Genomic DNA, 19,276 nt, shown 5'->3' with positions numbered 1-19,276 from the left:
CGCGCCCTGTTTTTGTTTTGGCCGGCTGTCAGGACAGGCTGATGTGGTCCGGCTTCAGCCCTGCGTTAAAGCGCTCCAGAGACTTTTCCAGCAAAGCCTCGAAGTTGCGGGTGAATTTTTCAGTGTCATAGAGCGGGCCGTCCTCGATCCCCTGTTTCACCCGTGCCTTCACATCCGCCAGGTAATCCCGGTCGCGGGCCAGCTTCAGCGCCAGCGCCTGATATTGCTGCGGTGTGGTTGCGGTCAGCTCATCCAGCCCGACGGAGTGCAGCAGGCTGGCGGCCACCCGTGCCGCGAACTGCTTGCCGATCTTGGTGACAACCGGGACGCCTGCCCACAATGCGTCACTTGCGGTGGTGTGGGCGTTGACAAAGAAAGTGTCCAGGAAAATATCCGCCAGCGGCAGACGCGCCAGGTGTTCCTCTTGTTTGACCTGGGCCGCAAATACGATCCGTTCCGGGCTGACGCCGCGCCGCTTCGCCTCCGCAAGGATATTGTCGCGGATGCCGTCCCTGGACGCGTAGAACCACAGAACACTGTCCGGCACCAGCTTCAGCAGTTTCATCCAGATATCGAATTCATCCGGCGACACCTTGTAGGAACTGTTGAAGGAACAGAACACCAGCGCATCCTCCGGAAGGCCCACATCCGCTCGCGTGGGCTTCGTCTCAGCGGCCTTACGCTGGTCATCATTGGACTGGTAGCAGTCCGGCATATAGAGGACTTTTTCCGTGTAGTATTTCCGGTACTTCGGCGGCACGACAATTGGGTCTGCCACCATGTAGTCGATGGAGTCCACTCCGGAGGTTCCAGGGTAGCCCAGATACGACACCTGAACCGGCGCCATGCGGTGGTCAAACAGGTTGACCCGGTTGCCCTTTGTGTGCCCCTTGAGGTCGACGGCAATGTCCAGGCCATCCGCCCGCGCTTGATCGACGATTATCTCGCTCGCCATACCGCCGACATGCCGGTAGACATCAGCGGAGTCTTCTGCCCGCTGCCGGCCTTCATTGTCGTTCATGGCGCCGTAGTCGTAGATGTAAATCTCGAACTTCTCCCGGTCATGCAATTCGAACATCCGGCCAATCAGGAACATGGTCGCGTGGTTCAGGAAGTCACAGGAGAAATAGCCGATCCGGATCTTGTCTTTCTTTGCCAGCGGTGCGGTGAATGTGGCGGTCTCGCTCTTGCAGACCCTGTTGACGTTGGCTGCAAGGATTGAAAACTTCATTTGCATTTCGGGATCGTCGACAAGGCTCAGGAACGAAAACGGGTCAATCGCCGTCATAGCCTTGGTGCTGTTCCTGATCTTCCGGCGTGTCTTGTCAAAGTCGGACCAGTCGCATTTATGCCGCTTCAGGTGCATCATGCGGGCAAAGACAACGTCGTTATTCGGGGCGAACTTCAGGCAGTCCTGAAAGTAATTGATGGCTTCCTCTTCCTGACCGATCCGCATCAGAAAACTGCCAATGTAGGACAGGCATTCCGGGTTCCGCGGCTCAAGCCGCAGTGCCTCAACATGGCAAAGGATCGCCTTGTCGCGCTTTTCCATCAGTTCGTACACCTCGCCAAGCGCGGTGTGCACCCCCCGGTTCTTCGGGTCGAGTTCCAGCGCCTGCTGCATCAGGTAAACCGCATCGTCGAAACTGCGCTCAATCGCCTTGCGGCGGGCCAGCTTCATCAAACGCACGACCTGCTCCCTGACCGGCGCATCGGTCGACTTGATCATGCCATGCTTCATTGCCATGGCGAAATTTGCCCGTTCGTTGCTGGCCACGGCGCCCGGGAAATTCAGTGTTTTGCCCGCTCCCTTTGCGGGCCCGCTGAGGTTGGTTGCCAGAAAATGCTGCGCCCCAGAATTTGACACTTCGCCTGCTCCTTTTGGAATGCGTTAGGCAGGATTCACCTGCACTTGACCGGTTTGAGACAGAGTTTCGCCGAAGTTTCTTAATTTTCTCCTGACCGCGGGGCGGGAAGCCGCGGCATTGCTGCACGGCGGCTTTGCATTTGCGCAGCTTGCCTCAGCGTCCGCTGGCCGCTATTAAATAAACAACTGTTCAATTCATCTGAGCGACGGGAGGAACGGCGCATGGATTTCGCACTGTCAGAGGAACAGCAGGCCATTTTCGACATGGCTCTTGCATTCGGCCAGGACAACATCGCCCCGCATTCCCGCGAATGGGAGAAGGCAGGCACCATCCCGAAAACCCTGTGGCCGCAGCTGGCAGAGCTGGGGTTTGGCGGGCTCTACGTGTCCGAGGAATATGGCGGCTCCGGCCTGTCGCGCCTGGACGCCACCCTGGTGTTCGAAGCATTGGCGATGGCCGATCCCGCAATTGGCTCCTTCCTGTCGATCCACAACATGTGCGGCGGCATGATCGACAAGTTCGGCTCAGAAGCGACCAAGCAGAAATGGCTGCCGAGCCTCTGCACCATGGAGAAAATCTTCTCCTACTGCCTGACCGAACCAGGTTCCGGCTCTGACGCGGCGGCGCTGAAAACCCGCGCCGAGCGCAGCAATGAGGGCTACATCCTGAACGGCACCAAGGCGTTCATCTCCGGCGGCTCCTACTCCGACGCCTATGTCGTGATGTGCCGCACCGGCGAGGATGGCCCCAAGGGCATTTCCACCGTGGTGGTCGAGGACGGCAACCCGGGCCTGTCTTTTGGCGCGCTGGAGGACAAGATGGGCTGGAAGGCGCAGCCCACCTCGCAGGTGCAGTTTGACGATTGCGCGATCCCGGCGGACAATCTGATCGGCGAGGAGGGCAAGGGCTTCTCTTACGCAATGGCGGGCCTCGACGGCGGCCGCCTGAACATCTCGGCCGGCGCTTTGGGCGGCGCCCAGGCGGCGCTGGATCAGACCGTGCAATACATGTCCGAGCGCAAGGCCTTCGGCAAATCCATCAACCAGTTCCAAGCGCTGCAGTTCCGGCTGGCGGAATACGAAACCCGCCTGCAGGCCGCCCGCACTTTCCTGCGCCAGGCGGCGTGGAAACTGGACACCGGCGCCCATGACGCCACCAAGTTCTGCGCCATGGCCAAGCTGATGGTCACCGACACCGCCTTTGACGTCGCCAACGGCTGCCTGCAACTGCACGGCGGCTACGGCTACCTGGCCGACTACGGCGTCGAGAAGATCGTGCGCGACCTGCGGGTGCACCAGATCCTGGAAGGCACCAATGAGATCATGCGCCTGATCGTCTCGCGCCAGCTGATTGCAGGCTGATCCGCCCTGCCCCAGACTGCACGGCAAGACATACTGATGGAGCACGCCAGATGAGTGATATCCATATCCGCAAATCCGGCCAGGCCGGCCGCATCACCTTTACCCGCCCCAAGGCGCTCAATGCGATGAGCTATGAGATGTGCATGGCGATCGACGCCGCGATGCGCGAGTGGGCTGAAGATGATGCCGTGAATCTGGTGGTGATCGACGCTGAGGGCGACAAGGCTTTCTGTGCCGGCGGCGACATCGCCGAGCTGTATGACACCGGCACCAAGGGCGACTATTCCTATGGCCGCACCTTCTGGCGCGATGAATACCGTCTGAACGCGCGGATCTTTGAATACAAGAAGCCGGTGATCAGCTTCATGCAGGGCTTCACCATGGGCGGCGGCGTCGGCATCGGCTGCCACGGCACCCACCGGGTGGTGGGTGAAAGCAGCCAGATCGCCATGCCGGAGGTCGGCATCGGCCTGGTGCCGGACGTGGGAGGTTCGCTGATGCTGGCGCTGGCGCCGGATCACCTGGGCGAATACCTTGGCATGACGGCGGCGCGGATGGGCGCCGATGATGCCATCCTCGCAGGCTTTGCCGACTATTTCATCCCTGAAGGCGATTGGCCCGCGCTGATCGCCGCGCTGGAGGAGACCGGCAGCGCCAAGCTGGTAGAAGACGCCGCCAAGCCTGCACCGGAGGGCAAGTTGCGCACGGTTCGCGAGGACACCGCCCGGCATTTCGGCAAGGACAGCCTGGAAGACATCCTTGCGGGGCTTGAGGCAGAGGACAGCGAATTTGCCGCAAGCGCGCTGAAGTCGCTCAAGCGCAACTCGCCGCTGTCGATGGCCTGCACGCTGGAAATGCTGCGCCGCCTTCGTGCCGACGGCCCCGCCATCCGCCGGGCGCTGGACCTGGAATACCGCTACACCTTCCGGGCTATGGAGCAGAGCGATTTCCTGGAGGGCATCCGGGCCCAGATCATTGACAAGGACCGCAATCCGCAATGGCAATATGCAGGCCAGCCGGTTCCGGCACAGGCGGTTGACGACTTGCTGGCGCCGCTTGGTGCTGATGCGCTGACATTTGAGGAGGAACTCGCATGAAGATCGGATTTATTGGGCTAGGCAACATGGGCGGGCCGATGGCCGCCAACCTGGCCAAGGCCGGCCATGAGGTCACCGGTTTCGACATGGCTGATGTCAGCATCGAAGGTGTCAAAATGGCGGCCTCCGGCCCTGAGGCTGCGGCAGGCGCCGATGCGGTGATCACCATGCTGCCCAACGGCGCTATCCTGCGCCTGGTCGCGGCAGAGGTGATCCCGGCAATGGCCAAGGGCGCCGCCCTTATTGACTGCTCCACCGTCGACGTCGACTCCGCCCGCGCTGTGGCGGAACAGGCTGAGGCCGCTGGCCTCCTGTCCGTCGACGCGCCGGTCTCCGGCGGCATCGGCGGCGCGGCCGGCGGCACGCTGACCTTCATGGCCGGCGGCTCAGCCCAGGCCTTTGCGGCGGCGGAACCACTGTTCGATATCATGGGCCAGAAGGCCGTGCATTGCGGCGAGGCAGGTGCCGGCCAGGCCGCCAAGATCTGCAACAACATGATCCTCGGCGTCACAATGATCGCCACCTGCGAGGCCTTTGCGCTGGCAGACAAGCTGGGGCTTGACCGGCAGAAGATGTTTGACGTGGTCTCCACCTCCTCCGGCTACAGCTGGACCATGAACGCCTATTGCCCGGCCCCCGGTGTCGGCCCGCAATCGCCCGCCGACAACAACTACCAGCCAGGCTTTGCAGCGGAACTGATGCTCAAGGACCTGGGCCTCAGCCAGCAGGCGGCTGAGAGCGCCGATGCCGATACCCCGATGGGCGAACTGGCAATGGCGCTCTACAAGAAGTTCGTCGAGGACGAAGACGGCAAGGGCATGGACTTCTCTGCCATGCTGCCCCGCTTTGAGAAACGCAGCCGGGAGGGCTGACACGCCCGGCCGCCTCCACGCGGTTTCCTCCCAAACCGGCATTGCGTCAGGCCGGCCCTTCAACGGGCCGGCCTCAATCTTCGGGAGTTCCTGAAAATACCCCTAAAATTCGAATAAACTCCCGGATTTTGGCCCCAACCCGCCACAGTTCCGTCTCAATTCAGCAGCATTCCGGTAAGCGACCGTAAAGCCGAGCACTAGGATCGAGACGCCCGTCATGGCCACCGCCACCGAACTGAATATCGACTCCACCGCTACCGCCATTCAAATGGCGGAGGAGATTTTCGGCGACGGCGTGACCGTGACCAGCGCCAGCTACAGCGGCGACAACCTGTCGTCCGGCATCTACACCGGCGCGGACACCACCACCCCTGGCGTGGCCCCCGCGGATTCAGGCGTCATCCTGTCAACCGGTTATGTCCGGGACTTCACCAACAGCGACGGCTCAACCAATACCAACCAGAACACCAACACAACCACCAATACCAGCGGCGTGAACGGGGATGCCGATTTTGACTCTCTGGCCGGTGCCAGCACGTTCGACGCGTCCTTCCTGGAGATCGATTTCGTCCCGGATGGTGATACGCTGACCATCGACTTCGTGCTGTCCTCCGAAGAATACCCGGAGTTCGCCAACTCCCAGTACAACGATGTCATTGGCGTCTGGGTGAACGGTGTGGAGGCCCAGGTCACCATCGGCGACGGCACCGCCTCGATCGGCAACATCAACGACGGCACCGAGAACGTCTACGTCGACAACACCGGTGACCAGTACAACACGGAGATGGACGGGTTCACCATCACCCTGACCTTTGTTGCCCCGGTGAATGCAGGTGAAATCAATACACTCAAGATCGGCGTCGCCGATACTGCCGACAGCAGCTACGACACCAACCTTCTGATTGCCGGCGGCTCGGTGCAGACGGCGGTGGTTGCGCAGGACGATCAGGAAGACATCGCCATCAACAAGACGCGGGTGATCGACGTTCTGGAGAACGACACCACCACCTCCGGCACGCTGACCATTACCCATATCAACGATCAGGCGGTCACCGCCGGCGATACCGTCACTCTGGCGACGGGGCAGCAGATCACCCTGAACGCCGATGGCACCCTGACCGTGGTCACCGACGGCGATCTGGAGACCGTCTACTTCAACTACACCGCGGACAACGGCCAGGGAAATTCCGATACTGGTCTGGTGGAAATCAACCAGACCGTGCCATGCTTCCTGCGCGGCACCCTGATCCGCACCCCGGACGGCGAGATCCCGGTCGAAGATCTGCGCCCGGGCATGGAAGTGCTGACCTACGACAACGGCCCGCAGGTCCTGCAATGGACCGGCAGCCGCCGCACGGCATGCACGGCCGAAACCGCTCCGGTCCGTTTTGCCAAGGGCAGCTGCGGCAACACGCGCGACCTCTATGTCTCCCCCCAGCACCGGATGGTTGTCTCCGGCCCGCTGGCCGAACTGCTGTTCGGCGAGGAAGAGGTTCTGGTCAAGGCCAAGGACCTGGTCAACGACAGGACTGTGCGCCCGGCACTGGAGCTGCAGGAGGCAGAGTATTTCCACCTGCTGTTCGGCCGTCATCAGATTCTCTGGGCCAACGGTGCGCTCAGCGAAAGCTATCAGCCCGGACCGGAATCAGCCTCTGGCTTTGATGCCGGAACACAGGCGGAAATCCGCGACTTGTTCCCCGAGCTGTGCGCTGAAACCGGCCGCGGCTACGGAAACGCCGCCCGGCTGTCCCTGCGCAGCTTCGAAGCGCGGGTTCTTGCCGCCGCCTAAGCAGCAACTGGCGGCGCGCCGCCGCCCCTTTTCAGCTCCCTTGGCTTTGCCGCGCAGCTCTTTATGACAAGGGCAGCGAAGAAAGGATCCGCTGTAAATGGTACGCCGTCATCTTGTTCCGATCACCGTTCTTGCCGCGGCCTGCGCGCTGGCGATTCCGCTGGCGGCAGGCAATGGCGGCATCGAAAAGGCCTCGCTCGATTGCCCTCAGGGCCTGGCCCTGAAGGCCTCGCACTGCACGCCGGCACGGTTAACCAAGAAGTTCTACCGCCGCGGCGACCATATCCTGGATGACTACACCTGGATCGGCGAACCGGGCCAATGGGCGCCCGATCCTTATGGAACCTATGTGCAAGCCGGCGGCTATGTCTACCAGGTGAATCGCGAGACCCAGAAGGTGCTGCGCCTGATCGGCGCCGCGGACAATCTCTCCCAATAGACGCCGCGCCGCCCGGTCAGGGCCGGGCCATCGCCTCCATCACCTGGCGCGTTGCCTCATCTGCCGGAAACAGCATCTCGATCCGCAGCTCCGACATCGCCAGATCACCGGTGCCGCCGAACTGGGTGATGGTTGAGAAGAACGCCAGCACCTGCCCGCCCATCCGGTAGCGGGCCGGGATCACAGCGGGCAACACGCCCTCCTGCGGTGTTTCATGGGCGGCCGCATTTGCCTGCAGCTGCGCCACCGCCTTTTCCAGAACCGGGTCAGCCCCGAAATGCGCCAATTCGGTCCTGAGGCGCGCCAGGCTGTGCCGTTCGACCTCCTCCAGGTTATCCAACGCATCCCGCAGCGCCGCATTGCCCAGCAGCGCATTGATCAGGCTGCTGCCCTTGCTGATGCCGGCACCGCTCAGCATCATCTCCATTGGGCGGTTCAGATCCAGCAGGGTCCAGTGGCGGTCGATCATCATCGCCGGATAGGGCGCATGCGCCGCCAGCATCTGCGCCGCCGCCTGCCGCAGCGGCACCAGCGCTGCATCATCCAGATCCCGGCTTGCATAGGCCGGCGCCAGCCCCGCCGCCGTCAGCATCTGGTTCTGCGCCCCGCCCGGAAGCTGCAATTCCTCGCTGAGACGCAGCACCATGCCCCGGCTGGGGCGCGCGCGGCCGCTCTCCAGGAACGACAGATGCCGGGCTGAGACCCCGGCCTCCAGCGCCAGCTGCATCTGGCTCATCCGCCGCAGCCCGCGCCATTTCTTCAGAACCGCACCAAATGCCTCTGCCATGTTCGGCCTCCGTTTGCTGCAGCATAGGCGATGGAAGCCGGTACTTCACTTACCTCCCAGGTAATTGTTTCGCCTCTGTGTTCCGCTGCACCCTGCCCTCAGAAATCTTCAGGAGCCCCCAATGACCCACACTGCCTCGATCCGCATGCTAAAGACCGTCTCGATCCTCTCCGCTGCCTTCGGCCTTGCCATGGTGCTGGCACTGGCCACCCCGCTGGGCGCAGCGCTTGGCCTGTTCATCGACCTAGCCTTCCTGCCGGTGGACGGCGCCCAGATGCTCAGCCCTGGCGCGGCGTCGCTGATGACCGCCATCAGCGGCGGGCTGATGTGCGGCTTCTGCGTGCTGATCTATCTGCTGACTGAACATGTCTACAGCACCGACCCCGCCCTTGGCCGCCGCCTGCTGATCCCGGCGCTTCTGGCCTGGTACATTCCCGACAGCCTCGGCTCCCTCGCCGCAGGCGCCTGGTTCAACGTGGTGATGAACACCGCCTTCCTGGCCCTGTTCCTGGTGCCGCTGCTGCTGGCCCGCCCAACTGCCATGCAGCCCGCATAAGAAAAGGGGGCGCACCCGCCCCCTGTTCACCTTTGCGAAAATACTCCGGGGTGAATTGGCCATCGGCCAAGAGGGGCAGCGCCCCTCTTTCCCGCGTCAGCAGGCCAGCGCCGCTCTCTCTTATTCCGCCGCCACCTTCCGCGCCGCCAGAATGTCCTTCAGATAACGCCCGGTGTGACTGCGCGGCTCCTCCGCCACCGTTTCCGGCGTGCCGGCCGCAACAATCTCGCCGCCGCCATCCCCGCCTTCAGGTCCGATGTCGATGATCCAGTCGGCAGTCTTGACCACATCCAGATTGTGCTCAATCACCACCACCGAATTGCCCTGCTCCACCAGCTCGTGCAGCACTTCCAAAAGCTTCTTCACATCCTCGAAATGCAGGCCGGTGGTCGGTTCGTCCAGAATATACAGCGTCCGCCCGGTGGAGCGTTTCGACAGTTCCTTGGACAGTTTCACCCGCTGCGCCTCGCCGCCCGACAGCGTCGTCGCCTGCTGGCCTACCTTGATATAGCCCAGGCCCACCCGCATCAGCGCATCCATCTTGTCGCGGATCGCGGGCACCGCCTGGAAGAAGCCCTGCGCGTCTTCAACCGTCATATCAAGCACATCGGCAATGCTCTTACCCTTGAACTTGATCTCCAGCGTCTCGCGGTTGTAGCGCGCGCCCTTGCAGGTTTCGCAGGTGACATAGACGTCGGGCAGGAAATGCATCTCGATCTTGATGACGCCGTCGCCCTGGCACGCCTCGCAGCGCCCGCCCTTGACGTTGAAGGAGAACCGCCCGGGCTTATACCCCCGTGTCTTTGCCTCCGGCAGGCCAGCAAACCAGTCGCGGATCGGGGTGAAGGCACCGGTGTAGGTCGCAGGGTTCGACCGCGGCGTGCGGCCGATCGGGCGCTGGTCGATGTCGATCACCTTGTCCAGATGCTCCAGCCCCTTGATGCTCTCGCAAGGCGCCGGTGTCTGGCGTGCACCATTCAGCCGCATCGAGGCGGTCTTGAACAGCGTCTCGATGGTCAGCGTCGACTTGCCGCCGCCCGACACGCCGGTCACGCAGACGAACTTGCCCAGCGGAAACTCTGCCGTCACCTCTTTCAGGTTGTTGCCGGTGGCCTTGACTACCTTGATCTTCTTCTTGTTGCCCTTGCGGCGCTTGGCCGGCACCGCGATTTCCCGCGTGCCCGCCAGATACTGGCCGGTGATCGAGTTGGTGTCAGACGCAATCCTCTGCGGCGTGCCGTGGCTCACCACCTCGCCGCCGTGCACCCCGGCGCCGGGGCCGATGTCGAACACATAGTCCGCCTGGCGGATCATGTCCTCGTCATGCTCCACCACGATCACGGTGTTGCCCTGGTCGCGCAGGTTCTTCAACGTGCCGATCAGCCGGTCATTGTCGCGCTGGTGCAAGCCAATCGAGGGCTCGTCCAGCACATAGAGAACCCCGGTCAGGCCGGACCCGATCTGGCTCGCCAGCCGGATCCGCTGGCTCTCGCCGCCAGACAGGGTGCCGGAATTGCGGCTCAGGGTCAGATACTCCAGACCCACGTTATTCAGGAAACCAAGCCGCTCGCGGATCTCCTTGACGATGGCGCGGGCGATCTCCTGCTTCTGCTGGGTCAGATGGTTCGGCACATCCTCGATCCAGGCCAGCGCCTCCCGGATCGACAGCTGCACCACCTGCCCCACATGCACGCCCGCGATCTTCACCGCCAGCGCCTCTTCCCGCAGCCGGTAACCCTCGCAGTGATGGCAGTGGCGGTTGTTCTGGTAGCGCTCGAATTCTTCCCGGATCCAGTTGGAATCGGTCTCGCGGTAGCGCCGCTCCATATTCGGAATCACACCCTCAAAGGTGCGCTCCACCTGGTAGACCCGCCCGCCCTCGTCATAGCGGAACATGATCTCCTCGTCGCCGGAACCGTACAGGAACACTTTCTGCACCTTCTCCGGCAAGTCCTTCCAGACGGTGTTCTTGTCGAACTCGTAGTGCCGTGCGATGGCCTCGATGGTCTGAAGGAAATAGGGCGACTTACCCTTGCGCCAGGGTGCCAAAGCGCCGTCATAGACTTTCAGGCTCTGGTCCGGCACCACCAGCCGCTCGTCAAAGAACAGCTCAACCCCCAGCCCGTCACATTCCGGGCAGGCCCCGAACGGCGCGTTGAAGGAAAACAGCCGCGGTTCGATCTCCGGGATGGTAAAGCCGCTGACCGGGCAGGCAAAGTTTTCGCTGAAGGTGATCCGCTCCGGCTCGCCCTCCTTGGGCGCGGTCTCCAGAATGGCAATGCCATCCGCCAGGTCCAGCGCGGTACGCAAGCTGTCCGCCAGCCGGGTCTCCATGCCTTCGCGCACCACCAGACGGTCGACCACCACGTCGATGTCATGACGGAACTTCTTGTCCAGAGTGGGCGGCTCGTCCAGCTCATAGAACGCGCCGTCCACCTTCACCCGCTGGAAGCCCTGCTTGCGCAGCTCCAGGAATTCCTTCTTGTACTCGCCTTTGCGGTCGCGGACGATCGGCGCCAGCAGGTAGCCGCGGGTGCCCTCCTCCATCTCCATGATCCGGTCGACCATGTCCTGCACCTGCTGCGCCTCAATCGGCTTGCCGGTGGCCGGGCTGTAGGGCGTGCCCGCACGGGCAAACAAAAGACGCAGATAGTCATAGATCTCCGTCACCGTACCAACGGTGGAGCGCGGGTTCTTCGACGTTGTCTTCTGCTCGATGGAGATCGCCGGGGAAAGACCGCTGATATGGTCCACATCCGGCTTTTCCATCATGTCGAGGAACTGGCGCGCGTAGGCCGACAGGCTCTCGACATAGCGGCGCTGGCCCTCGGCATAGATGGTGTCAAACGCCAGAGAGGACTTGCCTGAACCCGAAAGACCGGTAATCACCACCAGCTCATCGCGCGGAATATCCACGTCGATGCTCTTCAGATTGTGCTCGCGCGCGCCGCGCACTTCGATGGATTTCAGCTCAGCCATAATGCCCCCGTACCCGCGCCGCCGAACCCCTGGCGGACGCCCGCCCTACAGATAGGGAATGCTGTGGAAAACGCCAAGCCCTAAAAGAGAACATAGAGCGAACAGGTTGAAACTTGCTGACAGCAGCTGGCAGCAGGCGGAAGCCACAGGTTTTCCGGCCCGGACTCCGGCGCGTCTAGGCCCAGGCGCGCCGCCGCGCGGCCAGCAGCTGGTGCACCAGAATGCCCGCCAGGAACAGGGCGCAGACCACCAGCATCATGCCGCCGTAACCCGCCACCCCCAGCGATGCCAGCAGCAGCGGCGTGCCGATCACATTGCCGGCATTGCCCGCCTGCGACATCGCGCCGTTCGACTCGGCCTGATCCGCTGCCGTAGTGTTCAGCTGCGGAACACAGGCAAAACTGCCGCTCTGCACCAGGCCAAAGGCCGCGGCCAGCGCAAAGCACGCCAGCCAGTCCCCTGGCATGGCCCACAGCCACAGCCCGCCCGCCGCACAGAGGCCAAAGCCCAGCTGAATGAGCTGCACCGCCGGCATCACCCGCAGCAGCGCCACCCCGATCACCATCGACGAGGCGATGGATATCAGCGGAAACGCTCCCATCACAAAGGCCCGCTGCCCCTCCGGCACATGCGGCGGCAGCACCGTCAGCAGTGCCACAAAGCAGGTGGTGTAAAACAGCCAGCCAGCAGCCGGCGCCAGTTTGAAGGGGGAACGGTAGATCTTCACGTGCAGCGCAGGCAGCATCGCAAGCTGCGGCATCGGCTGGCGCGGCGGCACTGGCAGATCGCGCATTGCCCAATGGAGCAATACCGCCAGCGCCGCCATCAGCGCGGCATGGGCCGCAAACAATGCCAGCAGCCCGTAGGAGGCCACCAGCGGCAGCCCCAGCCAGTTCAGCAGTGCAAAGGCAACGCCGAAAAACGTGCTCCATACCGTCAGCGCCGCGCCCCGCTGGCGGTCGCTTGCCAGCAGCGCCATCAGCGTCGGTCCGGCCACCACAATACCCAGGTGCGACAGGCCTTCCACCGCGCGGGTCACCAGAAACAGCCCGTAGGGCAGATGCAGCACCTGCAGCGCCGACATTACTGCCCCTGTCCACAAGGCCCAGACCAGCGTGCGCCGGTAGCCAAAGGAAGACACGAACAACCCGGCCACCGCGCCCATCAGAATGCCCAGCACGCCCGTCATCGACACGCTCAGGCTCAGCGCCGCGCCAGCCTCGGGATACAGCGCGCCAAGCTGGTCAAAAACAACCGACACCTTGCCGTATTGCGCGGCAGCGCCAAGGCCCGCAGCCCAGACCGCCAGGATCGCGCCCCAGCGGGTTTTCCCGGTTGTGCTCATGTCCGCTGCCCCTTTGTTCTTAATTTGCCTCTGGTTACCCCGGCCCGGTCCGGGAGGCCATAGCGCACAGACAAACCGACGCAGCGCCCCCCAGCGCGGAACCAGGCCGCAAGGCCGCCGCGCATCGCCGGCGCGCCCCCACGCGGCGGCGATCTGGCTGGTCTTGGCGTTCTGCTCAGACGTTCTACGGATGTGGCCGGTATAAACTGCCACTCAAAGACGTCAGGATCGCCTCCACGCGCGCCGACGATGCGCGGCTCCAGGAAAAAAGGCGGCCTGTTACAGACCGCCTTTCAGAACGTCCACTGCCGTTGGCAGCTTACATATGGATCACCCGGTCGTAGGCATCGAGCACGCTCTCATGCATCATCTCGGACAGCGTCGGGTGCGGGAAGACGGTGTTCATCAGGTCTTCCTCGGTGGTCTCCAGCTGGCGGCCCACCACATAGCCCTGGATCATCTCGGTCACCTCGGCGCCGACCATATGGGCACCCAGCAGTTCGCCGGTCTTGGCGTCAAAGATGGTCTTGACCATGCCTTCGGCCTCTCCCAGGGCAATCGCCTTGCCGTTGCCGATGAAGGGGAAGCGGCCGACCTTGATGTCGTAGCCCAGTTCCTTGGCCTTCGCCTCGGTATAGCCGACGGAGGCGACCTGCGGCTGGCAGTAGGTGCATCCGGCAATGCTTTCAGGCTTTACCGGGTGTGCGTGCTTGCCCGCAATCAGCTCCGCCACCATGACGCCCTCGTGCGACGCCTTATGCGCCAGCCAGGGCGCGCCGGCGATGTCGCCAATGGCATACAGGCCGTCGACGCCGGTGCGGCAGAATTCGTCCGTGATCACATGGGTGCGGTCGACCTTGACGCCCAGCTCTTCCAGGCCCAGGCCCTCGACATTGCCGACGATGCCAACGGCAGAGATTACAGTGTCGAACTCCTGTTTCTCCACCTTGCCGCCGACCTCGATATGGGCGGTCACCTTACCCTTGCCGCGGTCCAGCTGCTTGACCATGGCTTTCTCCATGATCTTCATGCCCTGTTTGACAAAGGCCTTCTTGGCAAAGGCGGAAATCTCCGCGTCCTCCACCGGCAGCACCCGGTCCATCACCTCAACCACCGTGGTGTCAGCGCCCAGCGTGTTGTAGAAGCTGGCAAATTCGATGCCGATGGCGCCGGAGCCGATCACCAGCAGCTTTTTGGGCATGCGGACCGGCTGCAGCGCGTGCTTGTAGGTCCAGACCTGATCGCCGTCCGCTTCCAGCCCCGGAAGTTCGCGGGCGCGGGCGCCGGTGGCCAGCACGATATTCTTGGCGGTCAGATCCTGCGTGCCTTTGTCGGTCTTGACCGAAACCTTGCCTTTGGCCGGAATCGACGCCTCGCCCATCACCACGTCGATCTTGTTCTTCTTCATCAGATGGCCGATGCCGGAGGACAGCTGTTTCGCCACCCCGCGCGAGCGTTTGACCACCGCATCGAGGTCATAGCCGATGTTCTCTGCCTTCAGGCCGAAATCCTTGGCGCGCTCCATCAGATGAAACACTTCCGAGGACCGCAGAAGCGCCTTGGTCGGGATGCAGCCCCAGTTCAGGCAGATGCCGCCCAGATGCTCACGCTCGACCACGCAGGTCTTAAGGCCCAGCTGCGCCGCACGGATGGCGGCAACATAGCCCCCCGGCCCGGCGCCGATTACGATCACGTCATAAGATTGTGCGGCCATGTTGCTCCCTCGCCCTCGAACAGGTTCCAAAAACTAGTTTACCGTTAAACTAGTTTTCGCTGCACTGCAATCATCCTCTGCTGCGGCATAGCGGCCATGCATTTTCCGGCAGGTTTCCGCTTGGCAGCAGGGGCAGCTCCGGGTCAGCATAGGCCGGAAGCTTTCGGCAATCCACAACCCTGGACCGCATGCATATGACAAAAACACTTATCGACCTCGCCAAGGCGCTCTTGAACGCCTCCCTGATCCTGCTGGCACTTTGCCTGTTCCTGGGTTGGAAACTGATGGCCGCAGCCGAAGGCGTCACCGCCAATGCTGCGGCCATTGCTGATCAGGCCGCACCGCTGCGCACCGCCATAACCGGGCTGCAGTCAGACGTTGCCGCTCTCCGCAGTTCTATGCAGGACGGCTCCGTGTCCAGCGCACGGCTCACCCAGCTGGAGGCGCGCGTGGCAAAGGTGCAAGACAGCCTCGCGGACATGCGCACGCTGCCGCAGCAGGCCGTGGCAGAGGCCGCCCGTGCCGGAGCCGCAGAACTTGCCGGCCGGATCATCCGCGCTGCGCCCCTGCTGAAGGACGGCAGCGCCTGCGGTTCAGGGGAAAGCTGACCCCGGCTCAGCCTTTTGCGGCGTAGGCTGCCAGCAGCCCGCCGAACTCTTCCATCGTGGGGAAATGGTCAAAGCTGTGCTCAGTTGTGACCTGCACAAACGGATGTTTGGCCGCTGTCCAGGTTTCGATAAACGGCCGGAACCAGCTGCTGTCCTCGAACATCGTCGGACGCACGTTCACAAACCCCTCCACGCCGGTAATGCGGGTGAACATCCAGGTCTGGCACTCCGGGCAGCAGAAATGGCTCAATTCCTCCCCCTTGGCTCCGCCAACCACAGGGGCGCCCTGTGTCACCCGGAACGCCTCAGCCGGGAACATCGCGGTCAGGGAAAAGGCGCTGGAACTCATCTTCTGGCAGCCCCTGCAGTGGCAGGCGGCTGTCAGGGCTGGCGGTGCGGACACTTCAATTCCGGTGGCGCCGCAGCGGCAGCTTCCGGTCATGGGAAAGGAGGATTCAGTCATGCTCTGTCTTTCAAGGATTTTTCTGAAATGCGGGAGCACCTCCCTGCCGCAGTGCCGTGCTGCGCGCAAGGGAGCGGCAACAGAAAAACGCCGCGCCCTTTTTCAGGACGCGGCGTTGAATTCTTCCAGCAAAACCGGCGTCAGCCAGCAGCTTGCATCTGCCGCACGGTCTCGCCATAGCCGCCGGCCTGAACATAGGCCCGTTCCGGCGTGGTGCTGGCGCGGTGCAGCGCCTCGTTGCGGTACGGGAAGCGGCCGAACTGCCGGATCACTTCGCGGTGCGCGCGGGCGTGCAGCAGGTTGCCGCCGCCGGTCTCCGGCATACGCTCCATCATCAGCCGGATGCAGCGCTCCTGGTCGCACAGGTTTTCCGAATGCATCAGCGGCAGGTAAAAGAACTGCCGGGCCGGTTCATTGATCTTGAGGTCCCAGTTCTTGTTGATCGCGATCTTCGCCGCAGACAGCGCCGCCCGGTCCGAGGCAAAGGCCCGGGCATCACCGCGGAACATGTTGCGCGGGAACTGGTCCATCAGGATGATGTAGGCCAGCGTGCCGCTCGGGTAGGTGAGCCAGAAGGAGAACCGGCCTTCGCAGGCCGCCTCCCAGGTGCTTTGGAACTTTTCGCGGATCTCCTGATCCAGCGCGTCATCCTGCAGATACCATCCCTTCTCCCCGACTTTGTCGAGCCAGAATGAAAGTATCTCTTCGGGACCAGTCATCGGTCGTAACTCCAAGTTTTTCCTGACCCTATCTCAGGCCATTTTACATTACCTTTACAAGTAACCTTGGGTCACAAATTACGTCAGACAAGCCCTCTGTGTGAAATAATCCTCACAATTCCGGCTGGTTAGCGCAATCAGACTGTTTCTTGGGCAGTTTCCTGCTCCTCCAGCTCCGACTCGATGGCATATTCCTGGGCAAATTCCACAGCCACCGGCGTAGCCGTCGGCGACATCGCGGCAAAGCTGCCGGTTTCATCGACAGGCACCGCCGCACGCTGCGTCGCGCGGTAGGCGGCATAGGCGGCCATCGCAAACATCAGCGCACCGATGAAGGTAAAGAAGCCCGCCGGACCAAACACCGCATCCTCCATCAGCCAGCCGGTGATCAGCGGCCCGGCAATGGCGCCCAGCCCGTTGATGAAAATCAGCCCGCCGGAAGCCGCCGCCATGTCGTCATGTTCCAGGTAGTCGTTGGTATAGGCGATCAGCAGCGAATAGAGCGGGTTGGAAAGGCCGCCGATGAAGAAGGCCGCCACCAGCAGCATCTTGAACTCCATCCCGAACAGGAAGCCCAGGACAGCACCGACGCCGCCCGCGAGGGCCGCACCCAGGATCAGGAAACGGCGGTCCATGCGGTCCGACAGCCAGCCCAGCGGGTACTGCAGCAGCATCGCCCCTACATAGAAGGTGGAGACAAAGACCGACAGCTGCCACAGCGTCAGCCCGGCGGCTGAGCCGTAAACCGCGCTCATGCCGAACTGGGCCGAGAACACGCCGCCCAAAAGGAACATGCCGACACAGCCCAAGGGCGAGGTTTCAAACAGCTTGCGCAGGGTCATCGGCTTGGTGGTGTCAAAGGCCGGCGTCGGCGAGATCGACAAGAGGATCGGCCCAAAGGAGACCGAAACAAGGATCGACGCGATGATGAACGCCTCATAGCCGGCCGGGTCGCCGATCTGGATCATCATCTGGGCGGCAATGATGCCGATGGTCTGCACGATCATATAGAGCGACAGCGCCTTGCCGCGGTTGGTGTTGTCGGCAGCATTGTTCAGCCAGCTTTCCGCGGTCACATACACGCCCGAGAAGCAGAAGCCGATGATCATCCGCCCCAGCGCCCAGGCAACTGTGTTGGGCAGCAGCGGATAGAGGATCATCACCGCAGAGATAAACGAGGCCAGTGCCGCAAACACCCGCACATGGCCGACGCGGCGGATCATCTCCGGCGCCAGCCGCGAGCCGCCCAGGAAGCCCACAAAATAGGCCGCCATCACGATCGACATCTGGAAGGTCGAAAAGCCCTCAAGCTCGCCGCGCACACCCAGCATGGTGCCCTGCAGGCCGTTGCCCACCATCAGCAAGCAAACCCCCAAAAGCAGCGCCCATGCGCTCGACAGCACCTGCAGCATTTTAATGCCTCCTTCGAAAGCAAAGCAGCCCTCCACAACGGGACGGGCTGCCAACACCTTTGTTTGTTATGTCCGGGCGATCAAGCCCGCCGGGCCGGTATCGCCGATTCCGATTTCAGTTTGATGAACCCTATGCGCGCGTGCGGGGTTCCACAGTTGCGGCGCTTATCTAGGATTTCCTGCCGCTTTTCTGAGATGTATTCGCCTAAGCCGGGATCAAAAGCGACGCGTCGCCGTAGGAGAAGAACCGGTAGCGGTTCTCAACGGCGTGGGCATAGATCTTGCGGATTTCCTCCTGCCCCATCAGCGCCGAAACCAGCATCAGGAGCGTCGATTTCGGCAGGTGGAAGTTGGTCATCAGCGCATCCGCCACCTGGAATTCAAACCCGGGGTAGATGAAGATGTCAGTGTCACCTTCCCAGGCATGGATCCGGCCGTCCTTGGCGGCACTCTCGATCAGCCGCAGCGCCGTGGTGCCGACCGGGATCACCCGTCCGCCAGCCGCTTTGGTTGCGGCGATCTCTGCTGCAGCCTCTTCGCTGACCTTGCCCCATTCCGCGTGCATCCGGTGGGTGGTCACGTCTTCCACCTTCACCGGCAGAAAGGTGCCCGCCCCCACATGCAGGGTGACATAGGAAATCTCCACGCCCTGCTCCTTCAGCGCCGCCAGCAGCGGCGCGTCGAAATGCAAAGAGGCCGTCGGCGCCGCCACCGCGCCTGAATTCCTGGCCCAGACGGTCTGGTAATCCGTCTTGTCCTGCTCATCCGCAGCGCGTTTGGCGGCGATATAGGGCGGCAGCGGCATCGCGCCGGCCTCGGCCAGGGCGGCGTCGAAATCGGTGCCGCTCAGGTTAAAGCGCAGATACCCCTGACCGTCCTCGACGGTGTCCAGCGTCGCGCTCAACGCATCGGAGAAGATGATCTCTTCCCCGGTCTTGATCTTCTTCAGCGGTTTCAGCAGCGCTGCCCAGCTTCCATCGGCGCGCGGCTCCAGCAGGGTCGCCTCGATCTTCGCCGCCACCGGGCCTTGCGCACTGTCGCGGTGGCGCAGCCCGCTGAGGCGCGCCGGGATAACCTTGGTGTCGTTCAGCACCAGCCGGTCACCGGGCTGCAGCCAGCCGACCAGATCGGTCACCTTCCCGTCGTGCAGGGCGCCGCCCTCGGCCACCAGCAAGCGGGCCGAGCTGCGCGGATTGGCAGGCCGGGTGGCAATCAGATCGTCGGGCAGGTCAAAGTCGAAATCGCTGAGTTTCATGGCGCGCGCTAT

16 protein-coding genes are annotated in these 19,276 nt (G+C 62.7%); 7 read left to right on the top strand and 9 right to left on the bottom strand.

The window, feature by feature from the left end:
- Positions 1-28: 28 nt before the first annotated feature.
- Positions 29-1,747 carry an O-linked N-acetylglucosamine transferase, SPINDLY family protein gene (locus tag RA25_RS03265; protein WP_152612155.1) on the bottom strand — a complete coding sequence of 573 codons (1,719 nt, stop codon included), beginning with the start codon at positions 1,745-1,747 and terminating at the stop codon, positions 29-31.
- 342 nt (positions 1,748-2,089) lie between these two features.
- Between RA25_RS03265 and RA25_RS03260 the strand changes: the two genes are divergently transcribed.
- The 5 genes from RA25_RS03260 to RA25_RS03240 all read left to right on the top strand — a co-directional run bounded on the left by RA25_RS03260 (position 2,090) and on the right by RA25_RS03240 (position 7,426).
- Complete coding sequence (locus RA25_RS03260) at positions 2,090-3,229, top strand: acyl-CoA dehydrogenase family protein (protein WP_039170129.1); 1,140 nt, start codon at positions 2,090-2,092, stop codon at positions 3,227-3,229.
- Positions 3,230-3,279: 50 nt separating this feature from the next.
- Positions 3,280-4,326: an enoyl-CoA hydratase/isomerase family protein gene (locus RA25_RS03255; RefSeq protein ID WP_039170128.1), complete on the top strand. Its 1,047-nt coding sequence runs from the start codon at positions 3,280-3,282 to the stop codon at positions 4,324-4,326.
- Positions 4,323-5,198 (top strand): 3-hydroxyisobutyrate dehydrogenase, encoded by an 876-nt coding sequence (gene mmsB / locus RA25_RS03250; protein ID WP_039170125.1) that lies wholly within the window; start codon positions 4,323-4,325, stop codon positions 5,196-5,198. Before RA25_RS03255 ends, mmsB begins: the two co-directional genes overlap by 4 nt.
- 217 nt (positions 5,199-5,415) lie before the next feature.
- Positions 5,416-6,987 (top strand): choice-of-anchor L domain-containing protein, encoded by a 1,572-nt coding sequence (locus tag RA25_RS03245; RefSeq protein WP_039170122.1) that lies wholly within the window; start codon positions 5,416-5,418, stop codon positions 6,985-6,987.
- Between the two features lie 97 nt (positions 6,988-7,084).
- Complete coding sequence (locus RA25_RS03240) at positions 7,085-7,426, top strand: excinuclease ABC subunit A (RefSeq protein ID WP_241477352.1); 342 nt, start codon at positions 7,085-7,087, stop codon at positions 7,424-7,426.
- A 16-nt stretch (positions 7,427-7,442) separates the two neighbouring features.
- On the opposite strand, the gene RA25_RS03235 is transcribed toward RA25_RS03240, so the two are convergent.
- The gene (locus RA25_RS03235) at positions 7,443-8,213 is read right to left on the bottom strand and encodes a helix-turn-helix domain-containing protein (RefSeq protein ID WP_039170120.1); all 771 of its coding nucleotides are present in this window, start codon (positions 8,211-8,213) and stop codon (positions 7,443-7,445) included.
- Positions 8,214-8,334: 121 nt separating this feature from the next.
- On the opposite strand from RA25_RS03235, the gene RA25_RS03230 reads away from it, so the two are divergent.
- Positions 8,335-8,769, top strand: coding sequence for a hypothetical protein (locus tag RA25_RS03230; protein ID WP_039170117.1), 435 nt, complete (start codon positions 8,335-8,337; stop codon positions 8,767-8,769).
- A 120-nt stretch (positions 8,770-8,889) separates the two neighbouring features.
- Here RA25_RS03230 and uvrA read toward each other — a convergent pair whose 3' ends face one another.
- From uvrA to lpdA, 3 genes are all read right to left on the bottom strand, one after another.
- Complete coding sequence (uvrA, locus tag RA25_RS03225; protein ID WP_039170115.1) at positions 8,890-11,748, bottom strand: excinuclease ABC subunit UvrA; 2,859 nt, start codon at positions 11,746-11,748, stop codon at positions 8,890-8,892.
- 175 nt (positions 11,749-11,923) lie between these two features.
- Positions 11,924-13,093 (bottom strand): MFS transporter, encoded by a 1,170-nt coding sequence (locus RA25_RS03220; protein ID WP_039170113.1) that lies wholly within the window; start codon positions 13,091-13,093, stop codon positions 11,924-11,926.
- Positions 13,094-13,412: 319 nt separating this feature from the next.
- Positions 13,413-14,807, bottom strand: a complete 1,395-nt coding sequence (gene lpdA, locus RA25_RS03215; RefSeq protein ID WP_039170111.1) for a dihydrolipoyl dehydrogenase — start codon at positions 14,805-14,807, stop codon at positions 13,413-13,415.
- Positions 14,808-15,001: 194 nt separating this feature from the next.
- Here lpdA and RA25_RS03210 point away from each other — a divergent pair, with 194 nt between their 5' ends.
- Positions 15,002-15,415 carry a hypothetical protein gene (locus tag RA25_RS03210; protein ID WP_039170338.1) on the top strand — a complete coding sequence of 138 codons (414 nt, stop codon included), beginning with the start codon at positions 15,002-15,004 and terminating at the stop codon, positions 15,413-15,415.
- A gap of 7 nt (positions 15,416-15,422) precedes the next feature.
- Here the strand turns inward: RA25_RS03210 and RA25_RS03205 are convergent, their stop codons facing one another.
- The 4 genes from RA25_RS03205 to queA form a co-directional block, all read right to left on the bottom strand.
- On the bottom strand, positions 15,423-15,857 hold the full coding sequence (locus RA25_RS03205; protein ID WP_241477351.1) for a GFA family protein: 435 nt from the start codon (positions 15,855-15,857) through the stop codon (positions 15,423-15,425).
- Positions 15,858-16,018: 161 nt separating this feature from the next.
- Positions 16,019-16,597, bottom strand: a complete 579-nt coding sequence (locus RA25_RS03200) for a DUF924 family protein (RefSeq protein ID WP_039146122.1) — start codon at positions 16,595-16,597, stop codon at positions 16,019-16,021.
- A gap of 137 nt (positions 16,598-16,734) precedes the next feature.
- On the bottom strand, positions 16,735-18,009 hold the full coding sequence (locus RA25_RS03195) for an MFS transporter (protein ID WP_019296897.1): 1,275 nt from the start codon (positions 18,007-18,009) through the stop codon (positions 16,735-16,737).
- A gap of 205 nt (positions 18,010-18,214) precedes the next feature.
- Positions 18,215-19,264, bottom strand: a complete 1,050-nt coding sequence (queA, locus tag RA25_RS03190; protein ID WP_039170107.1) for a tRNA preQ1(34) S-adenosylmethionine ribosyltransferase-isomerase QueA — start codon at positions 19,262-19,264, stop codon at positions 18,215-18,217.
- Positions 19,265-19,276: the final 12 nt, after the last annotated feature.

It is taken from the genome of Leisingera sp. ANG-S5 (genome assembly GCF_000813925.1).
Classification (GTDB): Bacteria; Pseudomonadota; Alphaproteobacteria; order Rhodobacterales; family Rhodobacteraceae; genus Leisingera.
Note: the sequence above shows the minus strand (reverse complement) of the source record. Positions and strands in the feature narration are given on the sequence as shown.

Excerpts from the sequence above, each read along its gene's own strand:
- RA25_RS03265 (WP_152612155.1), bottom strand. The coding sequence starts at position 1,747 with ATGGCAATGAAGCATGGCATGATCAAGTCGACCGATGCGCCGGTCAGG.
- RA25_RS03260 (WP_039170129.1), top strand. The coding sequence starts at position 2,090 with ATGGATTTCGCACTGTCAGAGGAACAGCAGGCCATTTTCGACATGGCT.
- RA25_RS03255 (WP_039170128.1), top strand. The coding sequence starts at position 3,280 with ATGAGTGATATCCATATCCGCAAATCCGGCCAGGCCGGCCGCATCACC.
- mmsB (WP_039170125.1), top strand. The coding sequence starts at position 4,323 with ATGAAGATCGGATTTATTGGGCTAGGCAACATGGGCGGGCCGATGGCC.
- RA25_RS03245 (WP_039170122.1), top strand. The coding sequence starts at position 5,416 with ATGGCCACCGCCACCGAACTGAATATCGACTCCACCGCTACCGCCATT.
- RA25_RS03240 (WP_241477352.1), top strand. The coding sequence starts at position 7,085 with ATGGTACGCCGTCATCTTGTTCCGATCACCGTTCTTGCCGCGGCCTGC.
- RA25_RS03235 (WP_039170120.1), bottom strand. The coding sequence starts at position 8,213 with ATGGCAGAGGCATTTGGTGCGGTTCTGAAGAAATGGCGCGGGCTGCGG.
- RA25_RS03230 (WP_039170117.1), top strand. The coding sequence starts at position 8,335 with ATGACCCACACTGCCTCGATCCGCATGCTAAAGACCGTCTCGATCCTC.
- uvrA (WP_039170115.1), bottom strand. The coding sequence starts at position 11,748 with ATGGCTGAGCTGAAATCCATCGAAGTGCGCGGCGCGCGCGAGCACAAT.
- RA25_RS03220 (WP_039170113.1), bottom strand. The coding sequence starts at position 13,093 with ATGAGCACAACCGGGAAAACCCGCTGGGGCGCGATCCTGGCGGTCTGG.
- lpdA (WP_039170111.1), bottom strand. The coding sequence starts at position 14,807 with ATGGCCGCACAATCTTATGACGTGATCGTAATCGGCGCCGGGCCGGGG.
- RA25_RS03210 (WP_039170338.1), top strand. The coding sequence starts at position 15,002 with ATGACAAAAACACTTATCGACCTCGCCAAGGCGCTCTTGAACGCCTCC.
- RA25_RS03205 (WP_241477351.1), bottom strand. The coding sequence starts at position 15,857 with ATGACCGGAAGCTGCCGCTGCGGCGCCACCGGAATTGAAGTGTCCGCA.
- RA25_RS03200 (WP_039146122.1), bottom strand. The coding sequence starts at position 16,597 with ATGACTGGTCCCGAAGAGATACTTTCATTCTGGCTCGACAAAGTCGGG.
- RA25_RS03195 (WP_019296897.1), bottom strand. The coding sequence starts at position 18,009 with ATGCTGCAGGTGCTGTCGAGCGCATGGGCGCTGCTTTTGGGGGTTTGC.
- queA (WP_039170107.1), bottom strand. The coding sequence starts at position 19,264 with ATGAAACTCAGCGATTTCGACTTTGACCTGCCCGACGATCTGATTGCC.